The following is a 25657-nucleotide window of genomic DNA, read 5'->3' as shown; positions in this document are numbered from 1 at the left end:
TCACGGACCAGCGGTGTCTCTTGTTGTGCCGGCGGCTCGAGCCCGCCCGAACCAAGGAGGATATGTCCATGAAAATCCGCTTCATCGTCCCCGCCCTCGTTCTGGCCTTTGCCGGAACAGCCTATGCCGCCCCGGCGGTCGAAACGGTCAAGACCGAAAAAGGCAATGTGCTCGCAGGTGAAAAAGGCATGACGCTCTACACTTTCAAGAACGACAAGAAGGGCGTATCCAATTGTTATGACAAATGCGCCACGAACTGGCCGCCCTTCTTCGCTGCGGAGAATGCGAAAGCCGAAGGGGTTTACTCCATCGTGACGCGCAAGGACGGCAAGAAGCAATGGGCGAAGGACGGCATGCCGCTCTATTACTGGATCAAGGACACCAAGAAGGGCGATGCCACCGGCGACGGCGTGAACGGTGTGTGGGATGCAGCAAAACCCTGACGAGATGGAAGCTGCGACGCGGGGGAGACAGTCCCCCGCGGCCAGCAGCTTCGAAGCGGAGATGCTGGCCCTGATACCGATGCTGCGCCGTTATTCCCGCAGCCTTTCGCGCTCAGATACCGATGGAGAGGACCTGTTGCAGGACTGCGTCGAAAAGGCGCTGGCCAATAAAGCAACATGGCGCGGAACCGGTTTGAAATCATGGGCCTACACGATAATGACGAATCTTTATCGCAACCGCCACCGGACAGAGAAACGGCATCCTTCGGAAAGTCTCGATGAAACGATCGCCGCTGCCGAAACGCTGGGCGATACGCTGGAGAACGACCGCCTGCACGGCGCGCTTGCGCTGCTTTCGCCTGAGATGCGCGCCGTACTGATGCTGGTGACGGTGGAAGGCTACAGTTATCAGGAGGCGGCGGAGACATTGTCGATCCCGGTCGGCACCGTCATGTCCAGACTGTCCCGCGCCCGCGAAACCCTTCGCCAGCATCTGGCGGCGGATAATATCATTCCCCTGCGGAGACCACGATGAAACGGGCTGATGCCATAACCGAAGACGACCTGCACGCCTATGTCGACGGGCTTCTCTCCGACGATGACCGCGCGGCTGTCGAGGCATGGCTCGCGGAAAGACCGGAAGAGCAGAGCCGGGTGGAAGACTGGAAGAGACAGGCCGACAGCCTGAGAAATGCCTTCGCCTCCTATGCCGCCGCACATCCGCGTGACGCATCGATGCTGACTCGCGAAAAGGTCGCACGCGCCTGGCGGCTTAAACCCCTTCTCCTGCGAACCGCGGCAGCCTTCCTGATCTTCACGGCGGGCGCGGCAGCCGGCAGGCTTCTGCCTTGGTCCGTTTCCGCGCCGCAGGATGTGGTGCTGGCATCGCTGACGACGGACATTCCTGCCCAGGCGAAATCCGCTTATCTCATCTACGCGAGCGAAGTGCGTCATCCCGTAGAGGTGGGGGCCGGGGAACAGCAGCATCTGGCAACCTGGCTTGGCAAGCGGCTCGGCTACCCCTTCGCGATTCCCGATCTTTCGAAGATTGGATATGACCTCGTCGGTGGGCGTCTTATCCCCGTCAGCGGCAAGCCGGGTGCGATGTTAATGTACCAGGACAGGACCGGCAGGCGGGTGACGGTGCTGATAGGCCACAACGAAGAAAACCGTACAACCAGTTTCCGCATGGCCAGCGCCGACGGAATCGAGACCTTCTACTGGATCGACAACGAGCTGGGTTACGCCGTCTCCGCGGAACTGACGCGAGCCGAGGTACAGGCGATCGCCGAGGAATGTTACCGGCAGTTCCCGACATAGGGTCGCCGAGTGGAGCCGTTATTTCAGCATCGGCCAGAGACTGATGACGAGAAGCACCGCCATGCTGATGTTGAACCATTTGAGCCGGACTGGAACGGAGAGCCAGTCGCGAAGCGCCGAGCCGAAACCGGCCCAGGTGGAAACACTGGGAAGATTGACGGCAGCGAAGGCCACCCCCACAAGCATTACGGTAAGGAAATACTGCGTCTCGTCCGTATATGTCGCCATTGCCGTAACCGCCATCACCCACGCCTTGGGATTGACCCACTGGAACGCCGCTGCTGCAAGAAAACTCATCGGCTGCGAAGCCGCCGTGCCTTCATGGAGGCTGCGGGACGTTCCGATTTTCCACGCGATCCAGACGAGATAAAGCCCACCCGCAAATTTCAGCCCGGTGTAAAGTACCGGTACCGAATGCAACAGTGCCCCGAGGCCAAATCCGACCCCGATCAGCAGCGAAAGAAAGCCCGCACCGATGCCGAGCATATGCGGGACGGTGCGACGGAAACCAAAATTCACGCCGGAAGCAAACAGCATCATATTGTTCGGACCGGGCGTGATGGAGGTGGTGAAGGCAAACAGCACCAGCGCGATAAATGTCTCGGCAGTCATGATCTCTCCTGTGAAGGCAACCCTACCCACGGGACCGCCATCAGACCAGCCCGGCAAACCGATCGACGAGGTCAATTTTTTTGATGGATCGATCCCGCCCGTGCCGGGTTGAGAAGTCGGAACAAAGGCTTATTCTTTCCGCGAAAACCCTGGAGCGAAACGATGTATGATGACATTCCCTACGTTGCCCTCCCATCCGGAAAAGAGGTCCCAGCCCTCGGCCTCGGGACGTGGAACATGGGGGAGACGAGATCATCCGCCGAGCAGGAGGTTGAAAGTATCCGACGGGCCATCGACCTTGGCATGACGTTGATTGACACTGCGGAAATGTACGCGGACGGCCGATCGGAAGAGATAGTCGGCAGGGCTATCGTCAATCATCGCGAAGACGTGTTTCTGGTAAGCAAGGTCTATCCTTGGAATGCCAGCGCCACCGGCACCGTCGACGCCTGCGAGCGCAGCCTCGCCCGGCTCGGCACCGACCACATCGATCTCTATCTGCTGCACTGGCGCGGAGAGCACCCACTCGAAGAAACCGTGGCGGCTTTCGAAAGACTGAAGAGGGACGGCAAGATCGGCGACTGGGGCGTCTCCAATTTCGACACGGACGACATGGAAGAGCTTTTCGCTGTTCCTGACGGCAGGAACTGCGCCGCCAATCAGGTACTTTACAATCTGTCCCGACGCGGGCCGGAGTTTTCGCTGTTGCCCTGGTGCCAGCAACACGGCGTGCCACTGATGGCCTATTCTCCCATAGAACAGGGCCGTATTCTCAAGAACCATGAACTCATACGCATCGCCAAGGCCTATCAGGCGACCCCGGCGCAACTGGCTCTGGCTTTTCTGCTGGAAAGGGAAGGCGTCATCGCGATCCCGAAATCCTCGAATCCCGCGCGCGTCGAAGAAAATCGCGGCGCGACCGATCTTGATATAACCGAGGAGGACTGGGCCGCCCTGGATGCCGTCTTCCCCCCGCCAACGCGCAAGACGGCGCTGGAAATGCTTTGACGCAACAAACGGTTAGGAGACACGTCGGAATCAATCGCTCAAGCGGTTGAATCGGAATGTGAACGCCAAGTCCCATAGGCAGCCCTGTCGCCCAAGGGAAAATCAGGCGGACCAATCGAAACGGCGCGGCAAGCCGCGCCGTTGCATCACGAGAACGCACCGTGCCTATTGCGGTATCCGGTGCTCATATTCCTCTTTCAGACCCAGCCATGTTTCCCAGAAGGGTTCCGGCTCCTCCTCCTGAAGGCGGGCAGCGAGAACATCAAGGTGCACGTGCCAACCGGCGCTGACATTGAGCCTTGTGGTGCGATCCGCCAGTCGGCGATGGATCAGCGTCAGGAGCACGTCCTTGCCAAGAGCCTGGAGTTCGATGGAAACCTCGGCACCCTCGCCCCATGTGAAGACAAGGCGGTGCGGCGGAACAACCGTAATGATGCGGGAAGCCATCCTGTGCTCTTCGGAAAAGCCCTCAGGGCGGCGTCCGGGTGGATTGGAAAGTTCATCATTCCGCCACACCAGCTCGAATGGTGCGCCGGCGGCAAGCCGCATCTCGCCGGAAGCCAGCCAGCGGCGGCGAAGGTCGCTTTCCGTCAGATAGGCCCATACCCGTTCGACCGGCCCCGGCAGCAGCCGCTCGATCTTCAGGGTCGTCGGTTCAACGAGGCGACCATAGGTGTCAGGCATTGCAATATCAGCCATTGTCATTTCCTCCATCTGCAGGGGTTTTTCCCTGGTCTTCCTCCCTGAGCATCTGCTCAAGAATATCGAGGCGGCTGCCCCAGAACTGCCGGTAGAAATCCAGCCATTCATGCGCTTCTTCCAGCCGTTCCGGCGCAAGGCGGCAGACATGGATACGCCCCCTCACCTCGCGGCGGATGAGCCCCGCATTTTCCAGCGCCTTGATGTGCTTTGAAGCCGCAGCGAGCGAGATGTCGAACGGCTGAGCCAACTGTGTCACCGTTCGCTCACCGCGGGAAAGATCCCGCAGCATCGTGCGTCGCGTGGCGTCGCCCAAGGCATGAAAGACAGTGTCTAGATGTGAAGCAGATAATTCAACCATGTTGTTGAATATAGACTCCCGCCCAAGAAAGTCAACCATATGGTTGAATATATATCAGCCAAGAGCAGGCCATAAAAAAACCCGCGGCGAACCGCGGGCTTGTATTCCAACATCTGCTCTGCACTCGGAGAAATCACATCCCCTGCGAACCACGGTTCATCGCGGCAATGCCCGTGCGGCAGATTTCGATCAGGCCGAGCGGCTTGATGATCGCCACGAACTGGTCGATTTTCGACGACTTGCCGGTGATTTCGAAGATGAAATGCTCCACCGTCGCATCCACGACCTTGGCCTGAAACGCATCGGCAAGCCGCAACGCCTCGGCTCGGACTTCACCGGTGCCGGCAACCTTGATCAGCGCCACTTCCCGCTCGATCGGCCGCTCCTGCCCCAGTTCGCGGGCGCGAACGGTCAGGTCGAGAACCCGGTGCACCGGCACGATCCGTTCCAACTGCGCCTTGATCTGCTCCAGCACGATGGGCGTGCCGCGCGTGACGATGGTAATGCGCGAGAGATGCGCCTCATGTTCGGTTTCCGAAACCGTCAGGCTTTCAATGTTGTAGCCACGGCCGGAAAAGAGCCCGATGACCCGAGCCAGCACGCCGGGCTCGTTGTTGACGAGAACCGACAGCGTGTGGTTTTCGACGGCGGCCGTTTCCTTCTGAATGAAGTAGGCGGAGCCGGTAGGTTGTAGGTGTGCGTTCATGTCCTTTTCCTCTCCCGGCTCAGACTAGCTGACGGCCCTTGGCGTCAATGGCGTTGGCAACTGCTTCATCCGTCGCCTCATCCGGCAACAACATCTCGTTATGAGCCTTACCAGACGGAATCATCGGGAAGCAATTGGCGAGATTGGCAACACGGCAATCGAAAATGACCGGCTTCTTGACCGCGATCATCTCGGCAATCTTGTCATCCAGTTCCTTCGGGTCGTCGCAATACATGCCAACCGCGCCATAGGCTTCCGCGAGCTTGACGAAATCGGGCATGGCTTCCGTATAGGAGTTGGACAGGCGGTTGCCGTGCAGCAGCTGCTGCCACTGGCGCACCATGCCCATATACTGGTTGTTGAGGATGAAGATCTTCACCGGCAGGCCGTACTGGATGGCGCAGGACATCTCCTGAATGCACATCTGGATCGAGGCGTCACCGGCAATGTCGATAACCAGCGCTTCGGGGTGCGCGACCTGAACGCCGATGGCGGCCGGCAGGCCATAACCCATCGTGCCGAGACCGCCCGAGGTCATCCAGTGGTTCGGCTCCTCGAAGCCAAAAAACTGCGCCGCCCACATCTGGTGCTGGCCGACTTCTGTCGTGATGTAGGTGTCACGCCCCTTCGATGCCTCATAAAGCCGCTGCAGGGCATATTGCGGCATGATGACATCGTTGGAATTCTTGTAGGCAAAGGAGTTGCGGGCACGCCAGCGCTCGATCTGTGACCACCACTCTGCGGTCTGCGCCTTCTCCGGCTTCTTCGGCAAAGCGCGCCACAGGCGAACCATGTCTTCCAGGACATGGCTAACATCACCAATGATCGGAACGTCGACGCGAACCGTCTTGTTGATCGAGGAGGGATCGATATCGATATGGATCTTCTTCGAATTCGGCGAGAAAGCGTTGATGCGGCCGGTGATACGGTCGTCGAAACGCGCGCCGACGCAGACGAGAACGTCGCAATCATGCATCGTCATATTGGCTTCGTAGGAACCGTGCATGCCCAGCATGCCGAGCCAGTTCTTGCCGGACGCCGGATAGGCACCGAGACCCATCAATGTCGACGTGATCGGGAAGCCGGTCAGCTCGACCAGTTCACGCAGCAACCGGGTTGCTTCCGGGCCGGAATTGATGACGCCGCCGCCGGTGTAGAAAACCGGCTTTTTCGCCTTCGACATCAGTTCGATGGCGGCATGGATGGCATTAAGGTCGCCCTGAACCTTCGGCTTGTAGCTCTTCTGCTGGACGGCAGCCGAAGGCGGCGTGTAGGTGCCGGTGGCGAACTGGATGTCCTTCGGGATATCGACAACGACAGGACCCGGACGTCCGGTCTGCGCAATGCGGAAAGCCTCATGGATGATACCAGCCAGTTCGTTGACGTCCTTCACCAGCCAGTTGTGCTTGGTGCAGGGGCGCGTGATGCCAACAGTATCGCATTCCTGGAACGCGTCCGAGCCGATCAGCGTGGTGGGAACCTGGCCGGACAGGCAGACGAGCGGAATGGAATCCATCAGCGCATCCTGCAGGGGAGTAACTGCATTGGTCGCGCCGGGACCTGAGGTGACGAGCATGACACCGACCTTGCCGGTCGAGCGGGCATAACCTTCAGCCGCATGGCCAGCGCCCTGCTCATGGCGCACGAGAATATGCTGGATGTCTTCCTGCTGGAAAATCTCGTCATAGATCGGAAGTACGGCGCCGCCGGGATAACCGAAGATGTGCTCGACGCCGTTGTCCTTCAGCGCCCGCAAAACGATCTCCGCACCTGTCATGCGATTGCTGTTTTCCGTATTGTCCTTATCCGTCATTGCCTGTTTCCATCCCGCTTTGGCTTTGGATATCGAGGAGCCCGAGGGCCTGTTTGAAGACATAAAAAAAGGCCCCTAGAGGAGCCTCGTTCAGCGCATGGGTGCTTTCGCCGGATGGTTACACCATCCTGCCCATGCGCCGTCCCACCACGATAAGTACGTTAAGATTTTTCATGGGCCGGAGTGTTAGCCACAAAAGCCCCAGCCGTCAACGCATATTGCATGAAAAAATCACCGTCGCCTTCTTTTATTACCGGAAAGCGCGTCTGCGCGAAATTTTCGAACGCAAGTGATACACCTGTTGTTAAGCATAATCTTTTATACCGGGAAGGCAGATGCTGCCGGAACCACCGCGATCATCCGCATGTACCGGGAAAAAATGTGAGTAACGACACGTTTCATAACGCGTCCCGCATGGGCGAAAACGAACGGCGATCCGGCGAGCAGCCGGCGAACCGCATGCTCGGCCGTGTCATCGCCTGCGACGGCGCCCGCGCCACCATTGTTGCGGAAACCGAACCGGGCACCACAGACGTATCGCAGCTCTGGTCCGTCGGACGCCTGATCTCCATTGAAATGGGCACGAGCCGCGTCGCCGCGCTTGTCTTTGCCATGCGGACCGGCGAAGAATACTGGGCGCCAGACAAGCCGAACAGGCTGCTGATCGACGTTGAACTCGTGGGCGAGGTTTATCGTACCGAAGATGGCAGCGAACGCTTTTCCACCGGCATCTCCCGTTATCCCTATCTCGGCGCGGTCGCGCATCGTATCCGTGCGAGCGACCTCTCCAGGATTTACGACGGCGGCAAGCGCGACGCCTGCGTCATCGGCAAGCTGACGCAGGACGATACGATCAATGCCGCCATCAATATTCCGCAGATGCTGGCCAAACATTTCGCCGTTGTCGGTTCGACCGGTGTGGGCAAGACCACTGCGGTCTCCCTGCTTTTGAACAAGGCAATCGAGACCGACCCGAAACTGCGTGTCCTCATTCTTGATCCGCACAATGAATTCGCCGCCGCCTTCCCAGATCATTCCGTCGTCATCGACACCGATACGCTGGACCTTCCCTTCTGGTTGATGCGCCTTGAGGAGTTCGCGGAGGTTGTGTTCCGCGGCCGCAAACCCGTGCCGGAGGAAATGGATGTTCTGCGGGATCTGATTCCCGAGGCGAAAAAAGCGTTTCGCGGAACCGAAGGTTCGGCCGTTCGCCGCACCTCCGACAAGAGCGCGATCACACCGGACACGCCGGTTCCCTACCGCATCGCCGATCTTCTCGCCCTCATTGACGAGCGCATCGGGCGGCTGGAGGGGCGTGGCGAAAAACCGGCGCTGCGCACGCTGAAAGGCCGCATTCTTTCGGCCATCAACGACACGCGTTATAATTTCATGTTCTCCAGCAATACGATCAGCGACACGATTCTGGAAACCGTGGCGCATATTTTCCGCATTCCCGGGGAAGGCAAACCGATTTCGGTATTCCAACTGTCGGGCATCCCGTCCGAAGTGGTAAACTCGGTGGTTTCCGTTCTTTGCCGTATGTCCTTCGAACTGGCGGTGCTGGCGCGCGGTTCGCTGCATATGCTCGTGGTGTGCGAGGAAGCGCACCGTTATGTTCCCGCCGACCCCGAGCGCGGCTTTTTCCCCACCCGGCAATCCATCGCCCAGATTGCCAAGGAAGGCCGGAAATACGGCATTTCGCTGGGCATCATCACCCAGAGACCCAGTGAGCTGGATCAGACAATCCTGTCGCAATGTTCGACTGTTTTCGCCATGCGGCTGTCGAACGAGATCGACCAGAAGATCATTCTCTCGGCTGTGCCGAACGCATCGGCCTCAACCACAAGCTTTCTTTCCTCCATCGGCAATGGCGAAGCCATCGCCTTCGGCGAGGCAGTCGGGGTGCCAATGCGCATGCGTTTCGACCGGGTGCCCACCATCAAATTGCCCAAGGCGAGCGGCACGATCAGCCTCGCCAGCCAGGAAACGCCCGATACCGTGGACCTGAACGCCATCGTCACCCGCATGCGCGCCGCAAGCAGGCCGGTTATCACCGGCTTTCAGCAGAGCGTGGAAGCGGCCTTTTCAGATCCGGCGGAACCGACCGCGCGGCCTCTCGATGCGGCCGATATCGATCCCTGGAAGCGGGAGCTGGGGGCGGCTGTAAGCGAGGAATACGAACCCTACCGCCCGGACATGCTACCTGGGCGCGCCCTGCCTGCATCACAAAATCCGGTAGGCACCGACACCGCCTCCAGCGCCGTCAACGAGTTGCGCAAAGCCGGTTTCCAGATGCAGGCGCAGAATGGTCCCCAGGGTGATACACGTCCGTCGCTGCGTGAAAGCCTGCTCAAGAAACCGCTCGGCAGTCTCTACAGGAAAGATTGAGTTCCTTCACGGCTGAATACGCATCCAGTCTTCATCCATCTGGTTGCGGAACCATGTCATCTGCCGTTTGGCATATTGTCGGGTTGCAGCGGCCGATCTTTCAACTACATCCGCCGTGCTCATGCGCCCGGCCAGCATTTCAGCAATCTGGGCAACGCCAATCGCCTTCATGACGGTGGCATCGGCCGGAAGATCGAGGGCGAGAAGCGCCTGCACCTCCTCCACTGCACCGCTATGCATCATGGCTTCGAAACGGCGGTTGATACGCGCATGCAATTCCGGCCTCTCCGGCAGGACCACGAGTTTTTGCGCCCGGTCCGGATCAACGATCATCGGGCCACGGGCAAGCTGAAAATCCCTGATGGACTTCCCGGTCGCTTCAAGCACCTCCAGCGCGCGGACAATACGCTGGCCGTCTCCCGGCTGGAGCATGTCGGCCATGACGGGATCGCGCCGGGCAAGCTCGGCGTAAAGGATGGCTGCGCCTTCTTCGATCAACCGGGCCCGCATCGGCTCACGGATCGTGTCCGGAATGGCAGGCATGTCGGAAAGCCCGCCTGTCAGCGCCTTGAAATAAAGCCCCGTGCCGCCGACGATGACGGGGAAACGCCCCTGCTCGCGCAGATCGGCAAGCACGGCGGAGATATCCCGCAGCCATTCGCCCGTGGAGTAGAGACTGCTCGCCGGCACGTGACCGTAGAGGAGATGCGGCACCCCCTCCATCTCGTCTTCGGACGGTCGGGCGGTCAACACGCGCAGCGTGTCGTAAACCTGCATGCTGTCGGCATTGATGACGACACCGTCCCGCTCCACAGCCAGACGAAGCGCAAGCGCGGACTTGCCGCTAGCCGTCGGGCCGGTTATCAGGATCGCATCAAAATTCTCATCAAGGTTTTTCATCATGGCTCTGGTTGCCACGCTTATCGCCAATCCGTCAAATCCTGTTCTGACACCGGCCCTCGGCGAAGCGGCCGCGAAGGCCGTGAACGCATCGGGCCTCTACTGGCTGGCGAACGGGATTGCCTGCGATATCGCCCTGCCCTCCGGCACCGCAACCGAGCAGGCACACAGGACTATCGCTGACACCCTCGCCGGCCAGCCGATCGATATCGTGATCCAGGAGCAGGACCAGCGTCGCAAGAAACTCCTGATCGCAGACATGGATTCGACCATGATCGGTCAGGAATGCATCGATGAGCTGGCAGCTGAAGTCGGGCTGAAGGACAAGGTCTCAGCCATCACCGCACGCGCCATGAACGGCGAAATCGCCTTTGAACCGGCACTGCGGGAGCGCGTCGCGTTGCTGAAAGGACTGCCGGTTGCTGTCATCGATGAGGTCATCGAAAAGCGCATCACGCTGACCCCGGGTGGCAAGGAACTCATCGCCACCATGAAGGCGAAAGGCTATTACACGGCCCTCGTGTCAGGCGGTTTCACCGTCTTCACCAGCCGTGTCGCCGCGGTGCTCGGTTTTGACGAGAACCGCGCCAATCTGCTTGGTGAGGCAAATGGCGAGCTTGATGGCACCGTTGCCGAACCCATCCTCGGAAAACAGGCCAAGGTGGATGCGTTGAATGATATTGCTGCCAAACTCGGCATTTCTCCAGATGAGGCGATGGCGGTTGGCGATGGAGCCAATGATCTGGGCATGCTGCATGTGGCGGGCGCGGGCGTGGCCCTGCACGCCAAGCCGGCCGTGGCGGCCGAAGCGCAGATGCGCATCGACCATGGCGACCTGACGGCGCTTCTTTATATTCAGGGTTATCGAAAGACGGACTTTGTCACCCCATGATCATTCGCGAGACCCCAAGACTTATTCTGCGGGAGTGGAAGGAGAGCGACCGAGACCTTTTCCGTGAAATCAATGCCGACGAGAAGGTCATGGAATTTTTCCCCTTCCGCCGCAGCCATCAGGAAGCGGACGCGGTTCTCGAAACCATCAATGGCATGATCCGCGGTAGTGGTTATGGCTTCTATGCGATGGAGCAGCGGGAAACAGGCGAATCCATGGGATTTTGCGGTATTTCGCCCGTCCTTAATCTCGACCCGCCCTTCCCGGTCGGCACCATGGAGATCGGCTGGCGGCTCGCCACCCGTTTCTGGGGACATGGCTATGTCACCGAAGCGGCGCAGTCGCTGCTCGTGATGGCCTTTGACGAAAAGGAGACGCCGGAAATCGTCTCCTTCGCTGTCTGGAACAACCACCGTTCGACCGCCGTGATGGAGCGAATCGGGCTGAAACGTGATCCCTCGCGGGATTTCGACCATCCCCGCGTGCCCGCAGAGACGCATCCCCATCTGCGTCCGCACGTCACCTATGCGCTGACGCTGGAGCAATGGCGGGCGCGTTGACGTCGTGACCCGCCGGTCCGGAATTATTTCACCGCGGCGTTGCCACCATCGGCAAAAAGCGCCGCGCCAGCGACAAAACTCGCCATCGGGCTGGCGAGGAAAAGCGCTGCCTGCGCTATTTCCTCGGGCTGGGCGATGCGTTTCATCGCATGCAGGCCGGCGGCCCAGTCCTTTTGTGCCTGATCCCCTGCCATCGGCGTGTCCACACCCCCGGGCAACAACGCATTGGCGCGAACGCCGCGGGCGGCATAATCGGCGGTAATACCCTTCACCAGCCCCATCAGCGCGGCCTTCGCAGCGCCATAAGCCGACATGCCCGGTATGCCGACACTGGTGCCGACGAAGCTTGAGGTAAAGACGATGGAACCGCCGCCGCGCCTCAGCATCAGCGGAATCTGATAGCGCGCGCCAAGAAAGGCGGAAGTCAGGTTGACGTTAAGCACGTAATCCCATTCGTCAGGCGAAATCTCCGCCAGCGGCTTGGCGGCACCCACGCCGCCTGCATTGTTGACGGCGATATCGAGACCACCAAAAACGTCGGTGGCCGCCTCGGCCAAACGGGAATGGGTTTCCGCAACGCCAGCGTCGCCGGCAACCGTGTGCACATGTCCGCCCGCCTCACGAATCTCGGCGGCAACCTCGTCCAGCGCCTTTTCGCCGCGCGCATTGATGACGACGGCGGCGCCATGAGCGGCAAACAGGCGCGCCGTCGCGCGGCCGATGCCGGATGACGCGCCGATGATGATGGCGACTTTGTTTTCAAGTAATTTCATAGCCTTGGTCTCCGTTCGGTGGAGGCCAAGGCTTAAAGAGCCGGCAGCATCGGAACCACCCGATTCCTGCCCGACCGTGCGGAAAGCGTTATTCCAGCGGCAGCGCCACCACGCGCAGATTGCCCTGCGCATCGGCCACCATCATGTGGGCGTTCTTGCGGCCTTCCGATTTCAGACCATTCACCCGCACCAGCACGTCGCCCGGAACCTCCATGAAGTCCTGTCCGACTTCCACAATCACATCGCCTGCCTTCATGCCCTTCTGTTCTGCGGACGAACCCGGATCGACACTTGCGACCAGCACGCCTTCAACGCTCTCGGCAATGCCCTTTTCCGTCCGCAACTCATTGCTGAGCACAACGAGATTCATGCCAAGCACACTCTGCGGCGCTTCACGCACCTCCGGAGTCTGATCCTGGGCTTGATCGTCGCCGCCATCATTGTCTTCCGGCGCGATCACACCGCTGTCGCCGTCGTCAGTCTGCTGGTCGTCAGTCGAAGCTTTCTCATCCGTGGTATCCTGCAGCTGGCCCAGCTTGACCTTGACGGTCTCTTCCTTTCCGTCGCGCAGGATGACGACATCGACTTCCTTGCCGACCGGGCTTTCCGCCACGATCCGCAGAAGGTCGCGCATCTCGTGAATATCCTTGCCATCGAATTTCAGCACGACGTCGCCAGCCTGGATAGGACCGTTTTCCACCGGGCCGCCCTTGGCGACCCCGGAGATCAGCGCGCCCTTGGCGCTGTCCATGCCGAGGCTCGCGGCCACATCGTCCGTGACCGGCTGGACACGAACACCCAACCAACCGCGGCGGGTCTCTCCGAATTCGATCAGTTGCTGAACGATGTTCTGCGCAAGCTCCGTCGGAACGGCGAAACCGATACCGATCGAACCGCCGCTCGGCGAAATGATCGCCGTATTGATGCCAATCACCTCGCCCTTCATGTTGAAGAGCGGTCCACCGGAGTTACCCTTGTTGATGGCCGCATCCGTCTGGATGAAATTGTCATAAGGGCCGGCATTGATATTGCGGCCGCGCGCTGAAATGACGCCAACGGTCAGCGATCCGCCAAGCCCGAAGGGGTTACCGACCGCCATTACCCAGTCGCCAATGCGCATGCTGCGCGAATCGCCAAATTTGACCGCCTTCAGCGGCGTTTTTGGCTCCACCTTCAGAACGGAAAGATCGGTCTTGGTATCGGTGCCGACAAGCGTCGCCTTGAGCTTCGAGCCATTCGGGAAAATCACCTCGATGGCATCGGCACCCTCGATGACGTGGTTGTTGGTGACGACATAACCGGCGGGATCGATCACAAAACCGGACCCGAGGGAATTGACCTTTTCACCGCCTTCCGGCTTCTGGCTGTCGAAATAATCCTTGAAGAACTCCTGGAAGGGCGAACCTTCCGGCAGACGTGGCGGAACCGGCCCCTTGCCATCTGTCTTGACGTTCTGCGACGTGGAAATATTCACCACCGCATCCAGCAGCGGCTCGGCAAGATCGGCAACAGATTCCGGCCCGTGGCTTTGCGCGCCCGCCGGAAGCGGCACCGCAAGGCTGCCCGCAACAAGCGCTATTACCGCGACTGCGGAAATGCTGCTGCGAAAAGGCGAAAGAAGGGTCACGGCCATATGCGTCCTCGCGTTTCAAATCGTCTTGCCCTGCATATATCGTCAAAGCATAAGGCGGAATGATGAAGTGTAAAAATACCTTTTCGTGAACAGGCGGGGGACGCCTTGCCCTTAGCCACAGCATTGGCACGAAACCCCACCAAAAAGAAAGGGCCGGTAAAAACCGGCCCCTCTAAATTCATTTTATCCGCTATCAGTTCGCCGGCGCAGGTGCGGGCGCGGCCGGAGAGGCAGGGGCCGCACCGTCGATATTGTTGAAATAACGGAAGAACGTCGAGTCCGGCGACAGAACCAGCGTCGTGCCATTGCCGTTGAGTGCGTTGGCATAGGCCGACATGGAGCGATAGAACTCGAAGAAGTTCGGATCACGCTGGAAAGCCTCGCCGAACACCTTGTTACGCTCCGCATCGCCTTCACCGCGCAGAACTTCGGACTGGCGGCGAGCGTCGGATTCCAGTTCCACAACCTGACGGTCGGCGATAGCGCGGCGGCGCTGCGCTTCTTCGTTACCACGGGCGCGGATCAGTTCGGCTTCCGCCAGACGCTCCGACTTCATGCGTTCGAAGGTCTGCTGGGAGACTTCCTGCGTCAGGTCGGTACGGCGGATGCGGACATCGACGATGCTGATGCCGAGCGATTCCGCATCGGGACGCAGATCGTCACGCACTTCCTGCATCATCGACGCACGTGCATCCGACAGCGCCGATTCAAATCCGCGCAGACCGTAAACCCGGCGCAGCGATGCGTCGAGACGGGTGCGCAGGCGCGATTCAGCCGACATCTGGTCACCGGAGACCGTCTGCCGGAAGCGGCGCGCATCCGTAATGCGGTAGACCACGAAGGCATCGACCTCGTAGAACTTGCCGCCGGAAACCTGAACACGGATATTATCGTGGTCGAAACGCAAGGCGCGGTTCTCGATATATTGCACGCGGTCAGCATCCATGAAGGCGAAGGGCAGCTTGAAATAGAGGCCCGGCGCTGTTTTCACGTCCTGGATTTCACCGAAGCGGACGACGATGGCCTGCTGGCGCTCGTTGACCACGAAGATCGACGAATAACCGAGAAAAAGCAGGACGGCGAGACCGACGAGAACGGCTGTAAGACGGTTACCCATATCAGTTGCCTCCCTGCGGTGCTGCGCCCGGATTGTTGCGCATGATCTCGTTCAGAGGCAGATAAGGCACCACGCCCTGTTTTTCATCGATGATGATCTTGTTGGATCCCTTCAGGACCTGTTCCATCGTTTCCAGGAACATGCGCTGACGGGTCACGTCAGGCGCGGTGCGATACTGGTCATAGATGGAGACAAAGCGCTGCGCCTCACCCTGCGCCTCGTTGACGACGCGCGACTTGTAGGCGTTCGCCTCTTCGAGGATCTGGGCGGCCTGACCGCGAGCGGCGCCGAGCTTCTGGTTGGCGTATTGATTGGCTTCCTGAACGAAGCGGTCTTCGTCCTGCTCGGCACGCTGCACTTCATCAAACGCGTCGGCCACTTCACGCGGCGGCGCCGCATCTTCGATGGCCACGGCATTGATGGAAATGCCGGCGCCATAACCGTCCATGGTGGACTGGATGATGGTGCGCACATCCGCCGCAATTGCCTGACGGTTATCGCGGAAGATATCCTGCGCCGGACGACGGCCGACGACTTCGCGCATGGCGCTTTCGGAAACCTGCTGCAGCGTCTCGGCCGGGCTGTCGACGTTGAAGAGATAGGATTTCGGATCGGAAACCGTATAGAGCACCGAGAACTGAACGTTGACGATGTTCTGGTCGCCGGTGAGCATCACGCCGCTCGACGAAGACGACGAGGCCCGCGAACCGATATTCTGCTGCTGCTCGGTGACCTTGACGATTTCAACCGTCTCGATCGGCCACAGATGGAAATGCAGACCGGGCATCGAGATTTCGTCCTTCGGACGGCCGAAACGCAGCTCAACGCCGCGCTCGTCCGGCTGGACGGTGTAGATGGACTGGATGCCGAGGAAAACCAGCACGACGAGAACCACGATGGCAACTGCGCCGCCATTGAAACCGCCGGGCAGCACATTTTTGAAACGGTCCTGGCTGCGCCGGATGATCTCTTCCAGATCGGGCGGACCGCCATTGCCGCCGCCACCGCCGCGAGGCCGGTTAGGCCCCTGCCCCCACGGGCCGCCACCGCCGCCCTGGTTGTTTCCTCCACCGCCGCCGCCCCATGGGCCGCCGCCGCCATTCTGATTGCTCCAGGGCATCAATACCTCTTTATAAAAGCCTCTCCCGGTTCCGTTCGAAAGCGATTGCTCGCGTGCGGCGGGAATATCGACCCGTTATAGGAAGGAGAAGCGTTCGTTTCAACGCAGAGGTGGTAACTAAATACCCAATCTGGGTAAATAGTTCACTTTGCCGCGGCTCTCCGCATATACGTGGTAAACAGAACGGGATAATTGTCCTTTTCCCCAGCGGGAGCCGGGATTTCCTCGGTTTTCTCAAAAACGGCGGGATCGATCTCCGGGAAAAAAGTGTCGCCATCGAGCTTTACCGCGACGTGGGTGACGGAAAGTTGATCGGCGAAGGGCATGGCCTGACGGTAGATCTCTCCACCACCGGCCACGAAGACCTCATCCACGCCCAGTTCCGCAGCCTTGCTTTTGGCGAGCTTCAAGGCCTCCTCCAGTGAGGAGACGACATCGACACCCTGCGGCCGGTAATCGGCATTACGACTGACGATGATATGCGGGCGGCCGGGCAACGGACGCTCGCCGACGGATAAAAACGTCTTGCGGCCCATGATGAGCGGCTTGCCCATCGTCATCGCCTTGAAGCGCTTGAGGTCGGTGGAAAGCTTCCACGGCATGTCGAGGTCGCGGCCGATGACGCCGTTCTCGGACACTGCGACGATGATGATGATACGCGGCTCGGTCATACCGCGATCGGTGCCTTGATGCTTGAATCGGCCTCGTAGTTTTCCAGCGTAAAGTCTTCGAACTTAAAGCCGAAAAGGTCCTTAACATCAGGATTGAGGCGCATCGTCGGCAAGGCCTTCGGCGTGCGCGTCATCTGCAGCCGCGCCTGTTCGAAATGGTTGGCATAGATATGCGCATCACCGAGCGTGTGGACGAAATCGCCCGGTTTCAGACCAACCACCTGCGCGACCATCAGCGTCAAAAGAGCATAGGACGCGATGTTGAACGGCACGCCGAGGAAAATATCGGCGGAACGCTGGTAAAGCTGGCAGGAGAGCTTTCCGTCAGCAACATAGAACTGGAACAGGCAGTGGCAGGGCGGCAGCGCCATCTCGTCCACCAGCGCCGGGTTCCAGGCGGAGACAATATGACGGCGCGAGTTCGGGTTGGTTTTCAGGCCCTCGATCAGAAGCGCGATCTGGTCGATGTGGCGTCCGTCCGGCGCGGGCCAGGACCGCCACTGTGCGCCATAGACCGGGCCTAGATCGCCGTTCTCATCGGCCCATTCATCCCAGATGGAAACGCCGTTTTCCTTGAGATAGGCGATATTGGTATCGCCGTTCAGGAACCACAGGAGTTCATGGATAATGGACCGCAGATGCAGCTTCTTGGTGGTGAGGACCGGAAACCCCTCTGCAAGGTCGAAACGCATCTGGTAACCGAACACCGAGCGCGTGCCGGTGCCGGTGCGGTCTCCGCGGTCGGAGCCGGTTTCCATCACATGCCGGAGAAGATCGAGATATTGTTTCATGCGTTCTGCCGCCGATTCCCTGATATCAGGCAGATATAATAGCACAGGGCGGCAGAACCAATCACCGGGGAAACGCTTATCCCCGTTTTTCCGGGAAAATCAGAGCGACTGAAGCTTTCCGAGTTCCTTGGCGACCAGGTAATAAAAGGTCACGCGCGATTTTGAGCGGTCGGCGGCCATGGCTTTCGCAACGGCATCGATTGCCTTGTCGGCGCTGTCATCGGTGACACCGAGCTTCTTGCCGCACCAGCTAGCCTTCACACGTGCAAGCTCTTCCGGATCGGACGCGGACACCAGCGAGGAATCCCGGTTGCGCAGGGCAATGCCGAGATGTTTGACGATCTTGCCGACAACGGCTTCGTCGGCTGCTGCATCGTATTTCTTCACATCTGCGAGATAGTCAGTCATGTCCACTCCTTCGTGTGTCCCCGGCCCGGTGTTGCTTCTAATGACCGGTTGCAGGGAGAATGAGACAGCAATCCCTCGTCGTCAAGAATTGTCTAAATTGCCGGCGTCAAACACGAAACCTTTTCATCGAATTGTCATCTCCCCCCTTTTCTCAGCCGGTCGAAACGCCTATATGAGCCTTGCCGGGGCAACCCGGCTATGGCGATAAACGGTCGGTGTAATAAACCTATTGGACCCGGGGGCGGTACCCGGCGCCTCCACCAAAAACCGGCGGCTTTAAGATGAAAGGCCGGCTTTTGATGGGGGCGAAATAGGATCGACAAGGGTGTAAAGATCGAACTTTTGCTCGGCATGATACCGCCGTTATCGGGTCACAAGTGTAGTTGCAAACGACAACAACGCTAAGGAATACGCTCTCGCTGCCTAATGGCGGTGCGGGAATTCCGCTCTAAAGCCCTCACGGTTAGCCCCGTGAGGCGGGGTTCGGAGGTACCTGGCAACAGAAACCTCCACCTTCTCCATTTTGCCTGAATTGGTTATATGATAGCTGACTTGCGGACAGCATCGGCTTTTCCATTGCTGCCGTTCGGGACATTGCGTATACTTGAGCAAAGCGTAACCATCCGGATCGGAATTGATCCCGGCTCAAGGATTACGCAGAGATTCAAAGTGTTACAGCGTCCTTGGTACCCAAGGCGCTCCGCGCATGAAAAAGACGTTCGAATAAGGGAAAGACAGGACCGCATGGGGCAGGATCATATCCGTTACGACATTCTCGCACAGGATGCCCTTCGCGGCGTTATTCGTAAGGTATTGGGCGAAGTGGCCGCCACCGGCCGTCTGCCCGGCGACCACCATTTCTTCATTACCTTCTTGACCGGTGCACCCGGTGTGCGGATTTCGCAGCACCTCAAGGCGAAATATGCCGAGCAGATGACCATTGTCATCCAGCATCAATTCTGGGACCTGAAGGTCACCGAAACCGGCTTCGAAATCGGTCTCTCCTTCTCCGATACACCGGAAAAGCTCGTCATTCCCTATAATGCCATCCGCGGTTTCTACGATCCTTCCGTGAATTTCGAACTTGAGTTCGATGTCCCCCTGGCGGACGAGGAAGAAGCGGAAGACGCGGAAATCACCGCATATCCGGTGTCGCACGAGGCGAAGCCGGCTTCCGCTTCCGAAACGCCCAAGGCCGGCGAGGAAAAGAAGGAAGGCTCCGTCGTCTCGCTGGATGCTTTCCGCAAGAAGCAATAACGCCTGCCTGAGCGCGAAACCCGAGGAGACGTATCCGCATGGCCGCCGATATCGTCAATCTGCGCCAGTTCCGGAAGCAGAAAGCCCGCAGCGAAAAAGAAAAACAGGCGGAGCAGAACCGCCTGTCCTTCGGACGCACCAAAGCCGAAAAGAATCTCACATCAGCCCTGAATGAAAAGGCCGAAAAGGCACTTGACCAGGGCCGGCTCGAAAACGACGCTCACGAGCCCCGGAAGGACTGAGACCGACCTGCCGAGGGACAGACAGAGCCAGCAAATCGGAAAAGAATCGTAAAACAGGGGCTTGCCGGCAAAACATGATTCAGATTTCCAGCCAAAGACCGATCTGATGATCCGCAAGCATTCCACGACGTTGCACGGCCACCGGACCAGTATTTCGCTTGAGGACGCCTTTTGGGATGAGTTAAAAATCATCGCGGAAAGACGCAAGATCAGCTTCGCGGCCCTGCTGGCCGAAATCGATGACAACCGCCCCTCCGACAGCAATCTGTCTTCGTCGCTACGCGTTTATGTGCTGAACTGGCTGAAGACCCGATAAATTCACGACGGAGTCACCCGGCGACGCCAGCCCCGCAATTTATATTCGCCGACTACAAAACATTCCCGCCGAAAACTGGTAACGCTGCGAAAGTATTCATTAAACATTCGCGGACTAATCTGCGCTGCAAGGCATTCCCGTATTGCGTAGCCTTGTTTCCAGCCCTTGTCCGAAACCTCCCCGTCCAGACATCCCCCTATGGGGACACCCATGGTTTCTCGGGAACAGCCAAGCTTTCTCCCCTTCATTCACTGTGTCTTCAACCGTTTCGGACCTGAAAGTCCGGATTGCGGGGTAGCGACCGGAGCCCGTCCAGACCGCGGACATGGAACCGAAGCAGAGATGAAAAGCGACGCCGAGCCCTTTTCGGAAAATTACGGATTGGCGGGAGCATTTTCCGGGGCGAGTTCCCGGATTGCATTTTCCGTCGGTGGCACCACCAGAACCGGCGCCGACTGCGGCTGCGGCACGGGCTGCTGCTGTTGCTGCTGCAACCGTTCCTGCTGTTCTTTTTCCTGCCGCAGACGTTCTTCGGCAGCAGCCTTCAGCCGCGCTTCTTCCTCTGCCTTCGCCTTGGCTTCCGCCTCCGCCCGTTCCTTTTCCGCCTGCCGCTCAGCCGCCTGGAAACGATAAAGCGCCACTTCGCGGCGCAGGCGTTGCTTTTCAAGAACGCTTGCCTGCATTGCCTCCACCCTGCGCCGCTCCTTTTCGAAGGCCCGCAGGGACAGGTAGTTGGTGAGCGCCGAAACGTCGGTCGTCAGGGCTGGCGCAGCAAGCGGACCGTTGTAATTCAGGCGCAAAGACGGCTCGGCCCCGGCAACCGTTTCGGTACCGGGATTGAACAGGAGATCGAAGTCGCCATTCACCGTGAAAGCAGCAAGATCAACCGTCGCATCGGCTGTCAGCGTCAATGGATCGATCGCCGCCCGCAAATTCTGGAAATGCAGCGCACCACCATTCACCGAGAACGGCAGGGATACATCGCCGAGTCCGATCTCGCCCTGCCACAGGCTCTGGTCCACCAGCGGCCGAACTTTCGGAGCATCGATCGGCTGCTGCAAGCCATCCGCCGCCTGCAGTATTGGCGGCAGGGCACCGGGATTGAGCCCCTTCAGCACCAGCCCGCTGGCCCGGATTTCACCCGAGCCACCCGCTGATTTCAGCATTTCACCAACGCTTTTGCCGGTCGATTCTGCCGTAAGATCAATGGCCACGCGGCCGGTCGCAACCGGACCGTTCGCATTCGCCCAAAGGATCGGCTCCGGATTGGCGTCGGTTACCGCGATCTTGGTGCGGAAAATGCCCGCCCCCTCGCCCGTGGACATCGCAAACCGTCCTGCAATCTTGCCGCCCATGAAGCCGCCGGTGATGTCGTCGAGTGCGAGACTGCCCGAATCATGCGTTACCTTGGCCGTCAAACCCGTGACCGTGCCGAAAGGTCCAGCCTCGAAGCTTTCCGCCTTGAGCGACAGAGACGCCTTGAGCTGCGGGAAGGCCGGCATGGCCAGCGGCTTGGCATTGAGGCCCCCGGTTTCCGGATCGATCACCGGACCATAGATTGCGTCGCCAAGCCACGCGAGATCGGCGGTCCGGACTGAGAGATCGCCGCTGACGGAATGGGGCGCGGCGCGTTCGAACGTCAGGTTGCCGGAGAAGGGATTACCGCCTGCCTGTCCGCCGACAGAAGAAAGCGCAATTTTTTGTCCATCCACCGCAACTTTCGCATTGGCCTTCACCGCCATGCCCCCACCGAGCTGCGGCAGCCCAACGGCATTCATGATGAGATAGGGCTCGATATCAGCGCTTTCGAGAACGACATCGGCGCTGCCTTCACCGAAATTGGCAGCTGAAACGGCAAAGGAGCCGTTCGCCGAAAAATGTGTGCGTTCCGTCGAGAAGCGGATATCGGTCTGTGCCGGCGCGCCGAGCGTGCCATTGAGCTTGACGGACAGGAGGCCCTCGCCGTCAGCGTCGAAGGGCAACGGGTCAAGCCCGGCCTGGCCGAACAGGATGGCCGTCGACTGGTTTTTCAAGACAGCTTCCAGTGACATGGCCGTGTCATCGGTGATCGACAGGAAATCCGGCATCTTGGCAACGGCGGACAGCCGGCTGCCGTTAACGGTACCGGAGACGGCAACATTGGCGCCGCCGTTTTCGCTGTTGACCGAGACATCCATTGCAAGGTCGGAATTGGCGTACCATGGCGCGCTGGCCGCCAGGCGGCTGAGGAAGGGATGAGCAGGCAGTTTCTGCTGCAGCATCGTAAAGAAGGGCTGCATATCCGCCGCGTGCAGGTTCACCGTGCCCTTGCCCGCATATTTCAGCAACGAGCCCTGCAATTCGCCTCTTGCCCTGACCTCTGCACCGGCGATATCGCCGGCCGTCATATTTTCCAGCGAAAGAACCCCGCCCGCCATCGTGAAGGCGGTCTCGACATGATTGGCGGTCACCCCGGCTATGTTGAACCGGTCGGCCTTGAACTTCGCAGTAATGCGGTGGTCGAGAACCGAGCTTCCGACCTGATCGCCGAGCGCCAGACTGCCGAGTGCCTTCAGCGCGTCCAGGTCGATTTCGTTGCCCGCAAGATCGATCGAAAGATTGGAGGTCTTGCCGTCGGAGCGCCGTTCCAGCTCGCCTTTCAGCGACGCGTCGCCGATGGCGAGCTCCAGATTGTCGAAGCGCTGGTTCAGCGTCGTCAACGAGACATCGGCAGAAAAGCCGGCGGCATTGAGTTGCCGGATGGCCGGATCGACGGAGCCGGAAAGCCAGTTCGCCAGCCCCGAGGGCTGGTTGGACGCGACGAGCATATTGCCGTTGAAGGCCGGACCACCAAGCAGGGTCAACGATCCCTTGGCCTCCAGCTGGGTTCTTCCTGGCAACGTCGCCACCGCATTCACCACCTGCCAGCCGCTGCCCTGCGGCCGAACATCCAGCCGGATGTCACGAATGGTCGTGTCGTCGGAAACCAGGGCGGGAAGGCTGATGCTCGCCTTGCCCGGCACCGGCGGTACGGGAATGCGCGCCACCATGGCGGCAAAGGCCTCGATGCGCTGGCGCACGGAAACAGTGGGCTGGCGCGAGGTCTTGCCCGTCTGCACGACAGGCGGCGCAAAACGTGCGACATCGATCTGCTGGCCATCGGCCGTCAGCAGGAATTCGGGCTTGGCGCCGGTATCGAGCGTCGCCTCTCCGGTCACGACATAGGGATTTTCGTTACCGCCGAGTTCCATGCGGTAGCTCGGTATACGCACGCTCTCATTGGTCAGTTCAAAACTGCCGCGGGTGCGCGGCGAGGAGAAGAGCGATTGCCCGGCCTGTTTCTGCTTTTCGTCTTCCCTGAAGCTGAAAGAAAAGGAACCGCTATAGGCGGGCTTTCCCGCCGCTGCGGCGATGACGCCATCCAGATCGACCTCGACGGGATGCTCATCCGGCACGACGCGGACGCGAAGGCCCATGCGGCCATTGGCATAATCAGGTTCGCTGCTTGAGAGGGAGAAAGAGCCTGGATGCCCGTCGACGGCAGCCCGCCCGTCCGCCTTCCATGGTCCGGCCAGCGAATTGGCGGACATATCGGCGGTAAGACCGGTGATCAGGCGGTTGCGGCCCGATTGCTCGTCGATGAACTCGATCTGGCCACCCTCAATCTGCACGCTTTCCAGAACCACGGTTCGGGCGGGAATTTCCGCGCGGCTGCCACGCATCCAGTCCAGCGTGCCGTCTTTCAGCAGCCTGATCTTCGCCTTGGGTTCCTCGATGCGCATGTCAAAGATGCGCGCCTCGCCGGAAAGGAAGGGCGCGAGCTCGGCGTCCATGGAAAAACGCGCGACCTGGATGAGCGGCGATCCATCGGCATCCGTCCCGGCCCGGACGTCATGCAACGTTACCGAAGGGAACGGCAGGATGCGGGCCTCGACGCGGCCATGCACCACAACCTTCTTACCGAGAATACGGCTCGCCTGGTCCTCAAAATCACGGCGGAAATCCGTCCAGTCGACGAAATAGGGAATAAGCAGCGCCGAAAACAGCACCACCGCCAGCAGTCCGCCCAGAAAAACCAGAATACGTCCGAGCACTGACCTGCATCTCCCTTCACGAACGCTGCAAACCTATTCTTTTTTGCCTTAACGGCAAGCAGCCTTTTGTACCAATCAAATGTGAGAACGATCAGACAAGACGGAACAACTTGCCCGGATTGAAAATGTTGTCCGGGTCGAGCGACATTTTGATGGCGCGCATCACATCCAATGCATTGCCGGCCTCTTCGGCGAGGAAACTCATCTTGCCCTGTCCTATGCCGTGTTCGCCGGTGCAGGTGCCGTCCATGGCGATGGCGCGGCGGTTGAGACGGGCAACGAAGGCTTCGGTTTTCGCTACGCTTTCCGCATCTTTTCCATCGAACAGAATAAGGACATGAAAGTTCCCGTCGCCGGCATGGCCGACGATCGGTGCGAGAAAGCCGTTTTCCTGGATATCCAGCTGCGTTTCAACCACGCAATCCGCCAGCCTCGAAATCGGCACGCAGACATCGGTGGAAAGCCCGTCGAGATGGGGCGCAAGCGCCCGCGAGGCCCAATAGGCGTCGTGCCGCGCCTTCCAGAGCTTGTTGCGTTCGGCGGCATCGCTTGTCCAGCGGAAGTCGATGCTTCCGCATTCAGCCGCGATTTCTGCGAACTGCTGCGATTGTAGCGCCGCCGTTTCCTCGGTGCCGTGGAACTCCACGAAAAGCGTCGGCTTCTCCGCATAGTTCAGGCCGGAATAGGCATTGCAGGCCCGGACCTGGACCTCATCGAGCAATTCGATACGGGCAACCGGAACCCCCATCTGGATCGTCATGATGACGGCATCGCAGGCCGCCTTGATGCTGTCGAATGTGCAGACGCCGCCGGCGATCTTTTCCGGTATGCCCTGCAGCCGCAGCGTCACCGAAGTGATGACGCCGAGCGTCCCCTCGGCCCCCACTAAAAGCCGCGTCAGGTCATAGCCGGCAGACGACTTCCGAGCGCGGCGGGCGGTGCGGATTTCCTCGCCGTTGGCGACGACGGCGGTAACGGCGAGCACATTGTCCTTCATCGTGCCGTAACGCACGGCATTGGTGCCGGAAGCGCGTGTCGAGGCCATGCCGCCGATCGAGGCATTGGCGCCGGGATCGATCGGGAAGAACAGGCCGGTATCGCGCAGATAGACATTGAGGTCCTCGCGCGTCACGCCCGGCTCCACCGTCACATCAAGATCTTCGGCATTCACCTCAATGATGCGATTCATCCGGCTGAAATCGATGCAGATTCCGCCGCTGGGCGCATTCACCTGCCCTTCCAGCGAAGACCCCGTCCCAAACGGAATCACCGGCACCTTATATTGCGAGCAGACCTTCACGACGGCCTTCACATCATCAGCACTCTCGGCAAAAACGACGCAGTCAGGCGCCTGGAGCGTCAGATAGGTGGTGGTGTGGCCGTGCTGCTCCCGAAACGCCTGTCCGGTCTGGAGCCTGTCGCCGAGTTGCTGCTTCAAAACGGCGAGTGCAGACGCAATGCCCTCTTCGTTACGCTTTCCCGCCACCACATCTTTCAACGCCATCGTCCGTCTCCACCGCAACATCATCCCGTAAAGGATTCGATCCGTTACGA

Annotated in this window: 25 protein-coding genes and 1 other RNA gene; 11 read left to right on the top strand and 15 right to left on the bottom strand. The window is 59.6% G+C overall.

Annotation, left to right across the window (positions count from 1 at the left end; genetic code table 11):
* The first annotated feature begins 62 nt into the window (after nt 1–62).
* The 3 genes from BLU28_RS06205 to BLU28_RS06195 are packed head-to-tail and all read left to right on the top strand — an operon-like array spanning nt 63 to nt 1763.
* Nucleotides 63–443 carry a COG4315 family predicted lipoprotein gene (locus tag BLU28_RS06205; protein WP_044459614.1) on the top strand — a complete coding sequence of 127 codons (381 nt, stop codon included), beginning with the start codon at nt 63–65 and terminating at the stop codon, nt 441–443.
* Nucleotides 427–978 (top strand): RNA polymerase sigma factor, encoded by a 552-nt coding sequence (locus tag BLU28_RS06200; protein ID WP_223215383.1) that lies wholly within the window; start codon nt 427–429, stop codon nt 976–978. Before BLU28_RS06205 ends, BLU28_RS06200 begins: the two co-directional genes overlap by 17 nt.
* Nucleotides 975–1763, top strand: coding sequence for an anti-sigma factor family protein (locus tag BLU28_RS06195; protein ID WP_077987458.1), 789 nt, complete (start codon nt 975–977; stop codon nt 1761–1763). Before BLU28_RS06200 ends, BLU28_RS06195 begins: the two co-directional genes overlap by 4 nt.
* Before the next feature lie 18 nt (nt 1764–1781).
* On the opposite strand, the gene BLU28_RS06190 is transcribed toward BLU28_RS06195, so the two are convergent.
* Nucleotides 1782–2375 carry a LysE family translocator gene (locus tag BLU28_RS06190; protein WP_077987457.1) on the bottom strand — a complete coding sequence of 198 codons (594 nt, stop codon included), beginning with the start codon at nt 2373–2375 and terminating at the stop codon, nt 1782–1784.
* Nucleotides 2376–2537: 162 nt separating this feature from the next.
* On the opposite strand from BLU28_RS06190, the gene BLU28_RS06185 reads away from it, so the two are divergent.
* Nucleotides 2538–3383: an aldo/keto reductase gene (locus tag BLU28_RS06185; RefSeq protein WP_045531875.1), complete on the top strand. Its 846-nt coding sequence runs from the start codon at nt 2538–2540 to the stop codon at nt 3381–3383.
* Between the two features lie 165 nt (nt 3384–3548).
* Here BLU28_RS06185 and BLU28_RS06180 read toward each other — a convergent pair whose 3' ends face one another.
* From BLU28_RS06180 to BLU28_RS06165, 4 genes are all read right to left on the bottom strand, one after another.
* Nucleotides 3549–4082, bottom strand: coding sequence for an SRPBCC family protein (locus tag BLU28_RS06180; RefSeq protein WP_037089932.1), 534 nt, complete (start codon nt 4080–4082; stop codon nt 3549–3551).
* Nucleotides 4075–4443: an ArsR/SmtB family transcription factor gene (locus BLU28_RS06175; protein ID WP_006697797.1), complete on the bottom strand. Its 369-nt coding sequence runs from the start codon at nt 4441–4443 to the stop codon at nt 4075–4077. Before BLU28_RS06175 ends, BLU28_RS06180 begins: the two co-directional genes overlap by 8 nt.
* 133 nt (nt 4444–4576) lie before the next feature.
* Complete coding sequence (gene ilvN, locus BLU28_RS06170; RefSeq protein WP_004442728.1) at nt 4577–5149, bottom strand: acetolactate synthase small subunit; 573 nt, start codon at nt 5147–5149, stop codon at nt 4577–4579.
* 19 nt (nt 5150–5168) lie between these two features.
* Complete coding sequence (locus tag BLU28_RS06165) at nt 5169–6962, bottom strand: acetolactate synthase 3 large subunit (RefSeq protein WP_037089928.1); 1794 nt, start codon at nt 6960–6962, stop codon at nt 5169–5171.
* A 381-nt stretch (nt 6963–7343) separates the two neighbouring features.
* Here BLU28_RS06165 and BLU28_RS06160 point away from each other — a divergent pair, with 381 nt between their 5' ends.
* Nucleotides 7344–9350 carry an ATP-binding protein gene (locus tag BLU28_RS06160; protein WP_077987456.1) on the top strand — a complete coding sequence of 669 codons (2007 nt, stop codon included), beginning with the start codon at nt 7344–7346 and terminating at the stop codon, nt 9348–9350.
* A gap of 6 nt (nt 9351–9356) precedes the next feature.
* On the opposite strand, the gene miaA is transcribed toward BLU28_RS06160, so the two are convergent.
* A complete protein-coding gene (gene miaA, locus BLU28_RS06155; protein ID WP_077987455.1) occupies nt 9357–10253 on the bottom strand; it encodes a tRNA (adenosine(37)-N6)-dimethylallyltransferase MiaA in 897 nt (298 codons plus the stop codon).
* Here miaA and serB point away from each other — a divergent pair.
* Together serB and BLU28_RS06145 are read left to right on the top strand one after the other, a co-directional pair.
* A complete protein-coding gene (gene serB / locus BLU28_RS06150) occupies nt 10252–11142 on the top strand; it encodes a phosphoserine phosphatase SerB (protein WP_077987454.1) in 891 nt (296 codons plus the stop codon). The two genes, miaA and serB, sit on opposite strands and share 2 nt — an antisense overlap.
* Nucleotides 11139–11702, top strand: coding sequence for a GNAT family N-acetyltransferase (locus tag BLU28_RS06145; RefSeq protein WP_004442733.1), 564 nt, complete (start codon nt 11139–11141; stop codon nt 11700–11702). Before serB ends, BLU28_RS06145 begins: the two co-directional genes overlap by 4 nt.
* Before the next feature lie 23 nt (nt 11703–11725).
* Here BLU28_RS06145 and BLU28_RS06140 read toward each other — a convergent pair whose 3' ends face one another.
* The 7 genes from BLU28_RS06140 to BLU28_RS06110 form a co-directional block, all read right to left on the bottom strand.
* Entirely contained in the window at nt 11726–12475 is a 750-nt protein-coding gene (locus BLU28_RS06140; protein ID WP_077987453.1) for an SDR family oxidoreductase, read from the bottom strand.
* 88 nt (nt 12476–12563) lie between these two features.
* Nucleotides 12564–14108 (bottom strand): Do family serine endopeptidase, encoded by a 1545-nt coding sequence (locus BLU28_RS06135; protein ID WP_006697792.1) that lies wholly within the window; start codon nt 14106–14108, stop codon nt 12564–12566.
* 193 nt (nt 14109–14301) lie between these two features.
* Entirely contained in the window at nt 14302–15225 is a 924-nt protein-coding gene (hflC, locus tag BLU28_RS06130) for a protease modulator HflC (protein ID WP_004442736.1), read from the bottom strand.
* A gap of 1 nt (nt 15226) precedes the next feature.
* Nucleotides 15227–16345 (bottom strand): FtsH protease activity modulator HflK, encoded by a 1119-nt coding sequence (hflK, locus tag BLU28_RS06125; RefSeq protein ID WP_004442737.1) that lies wholly within the window; start codon nt 16343–16345, stop codon nt 15227–15229.
* A 143-nt stretch (nt 16346–16488) separates the two neighbouring features.
* Entirely contained in the window at nt 16489–17016 is a 528-nt protein-coding gene (locus BLU28_RS06120) for a dihydrofolate reductase (RefSeq protein ID WP_077987452.1), read from the bottom strand.
* Nucleotides 17013–17807 (bottom strand): thymidylate synthase, encoded by a 795-nt coding sequence (locus tag BLU28_RS06115; RefSeq protein WP_004442739.1) that lies wholly within the window; start codon nt 17805–17807, stop codon nt 17013–17015. The genes BLU28_RS06120 and BLU28_RS06115 overlap by 4 nt, the downstream gene beginning before the upstream one ends.
* A 99-nt stretch (nt 17808–17906) precedes the next feature.
* Nucleotides 17907–18215 (bottom strand): DUF2853 family protein, encoded by a 309-nt coding sequence (locus BLU28_RS06110; RefSeq protein ID WP_004442740.1) that lies wholly within the window; start codon nt 18213–18215, stop codon nt 17907–17909.
* Between the two features lie 142 nt (nt 18216–18357).
* Here BLU28_RS06110 and ssrA point away from each other — a divergent pair.
* The 4 genes from ssrA (at nt 18358) to BLU28_RS06090 (ending at nt 20030) form a co-directional block, all read left to right on the top strand.
* Nucleotides 18358–18729, top strand: a transfer-messenger RNA (tmRNA) gene (gene ssrA / locus BLU28_RS06105).
* A gap of 230 nt (nt 18730–18959) precedes the next feature.
* A complete protein-coding gene (locus BLU28_RS06100) occupies nt 18960–19472 on the top strand; it encodes an SspB family protein (RefSeq protein ID WP_004442741.1) in 513 nt (170 codons plus the stop codon).
* A 38-nt stretch (nt 19473–19510) separates the two neighbouring features.
* Nucleotides 19511–19714 carry a DUF4169 family protein gene (locus tag BLU28_RS06095; protein WP_035209709.1) on the top strand — a complete coding sequence of 68 codons (204 nt, stop codon included), beginning with the start codon at nt 19511–19513 and terminating at the stop codon, nt 19712–19714.
* Nucleotides 19715–19820: 106 nt separating this feature from the next.
* The gene (locus BLU28_RS06090; protein ID WP_035209777.1) at nt 19821–20030 is read left to right on the top strand and encodes a ribbon-helix-helix domain-containing protein; all 210 of its coding nucleotides are present in this window, start codon (nt 19821–19823) and stop codon (nt 20028–20030) included.
* A 374-nt stretch (nt 20031–20404) separates the two neighbouring features.
* On the opposite strand, the gene BLU28_RS06085 is transcribed toward BLU28_RS06090, so the two are convergent.
* A complete protein-coding gene (locus BLU28_RS06085) occupies nt 20405–24103 on the bottom strand; it encodes an AsmA family protein (RefSeq protein WP_077987451.1) in 3699 nt (1232 codons plus the stop codon).
* A 91-nt stretch (nt 24104–24194) separates the two neighbouring features.
* The gene (locus BLU28_RS06080; RefSeq protein WP_077987449.1) at nt 24195–25607 is read right to left on the bottom strand and encodes an FAD-binding oxidoreductase; all 1413 of its coding nucleotides are present in this window, start codon (nt 25605–25607) and stop codon (nt 24195–24197) included.
* Between the last annotated feature and the right edge of the window lie 50 nt (nt 25608–25657).

Origin of the sequence: Agrobacterium pusense, from assembly GCF_900102105.1 — a bacterium.
Lineage (GTDB): Bacteria > Pseudomonadota > Alphaproteobacteria > Rhizobiales > Rhizobiaceae > Agrobacterium > Agrobacterium pusense.
The sequence above is the reverse complement of the archived record's forward strand: the minus strand, read 5'-3'. Positions and strand labels throughout refer to the sequence as shown.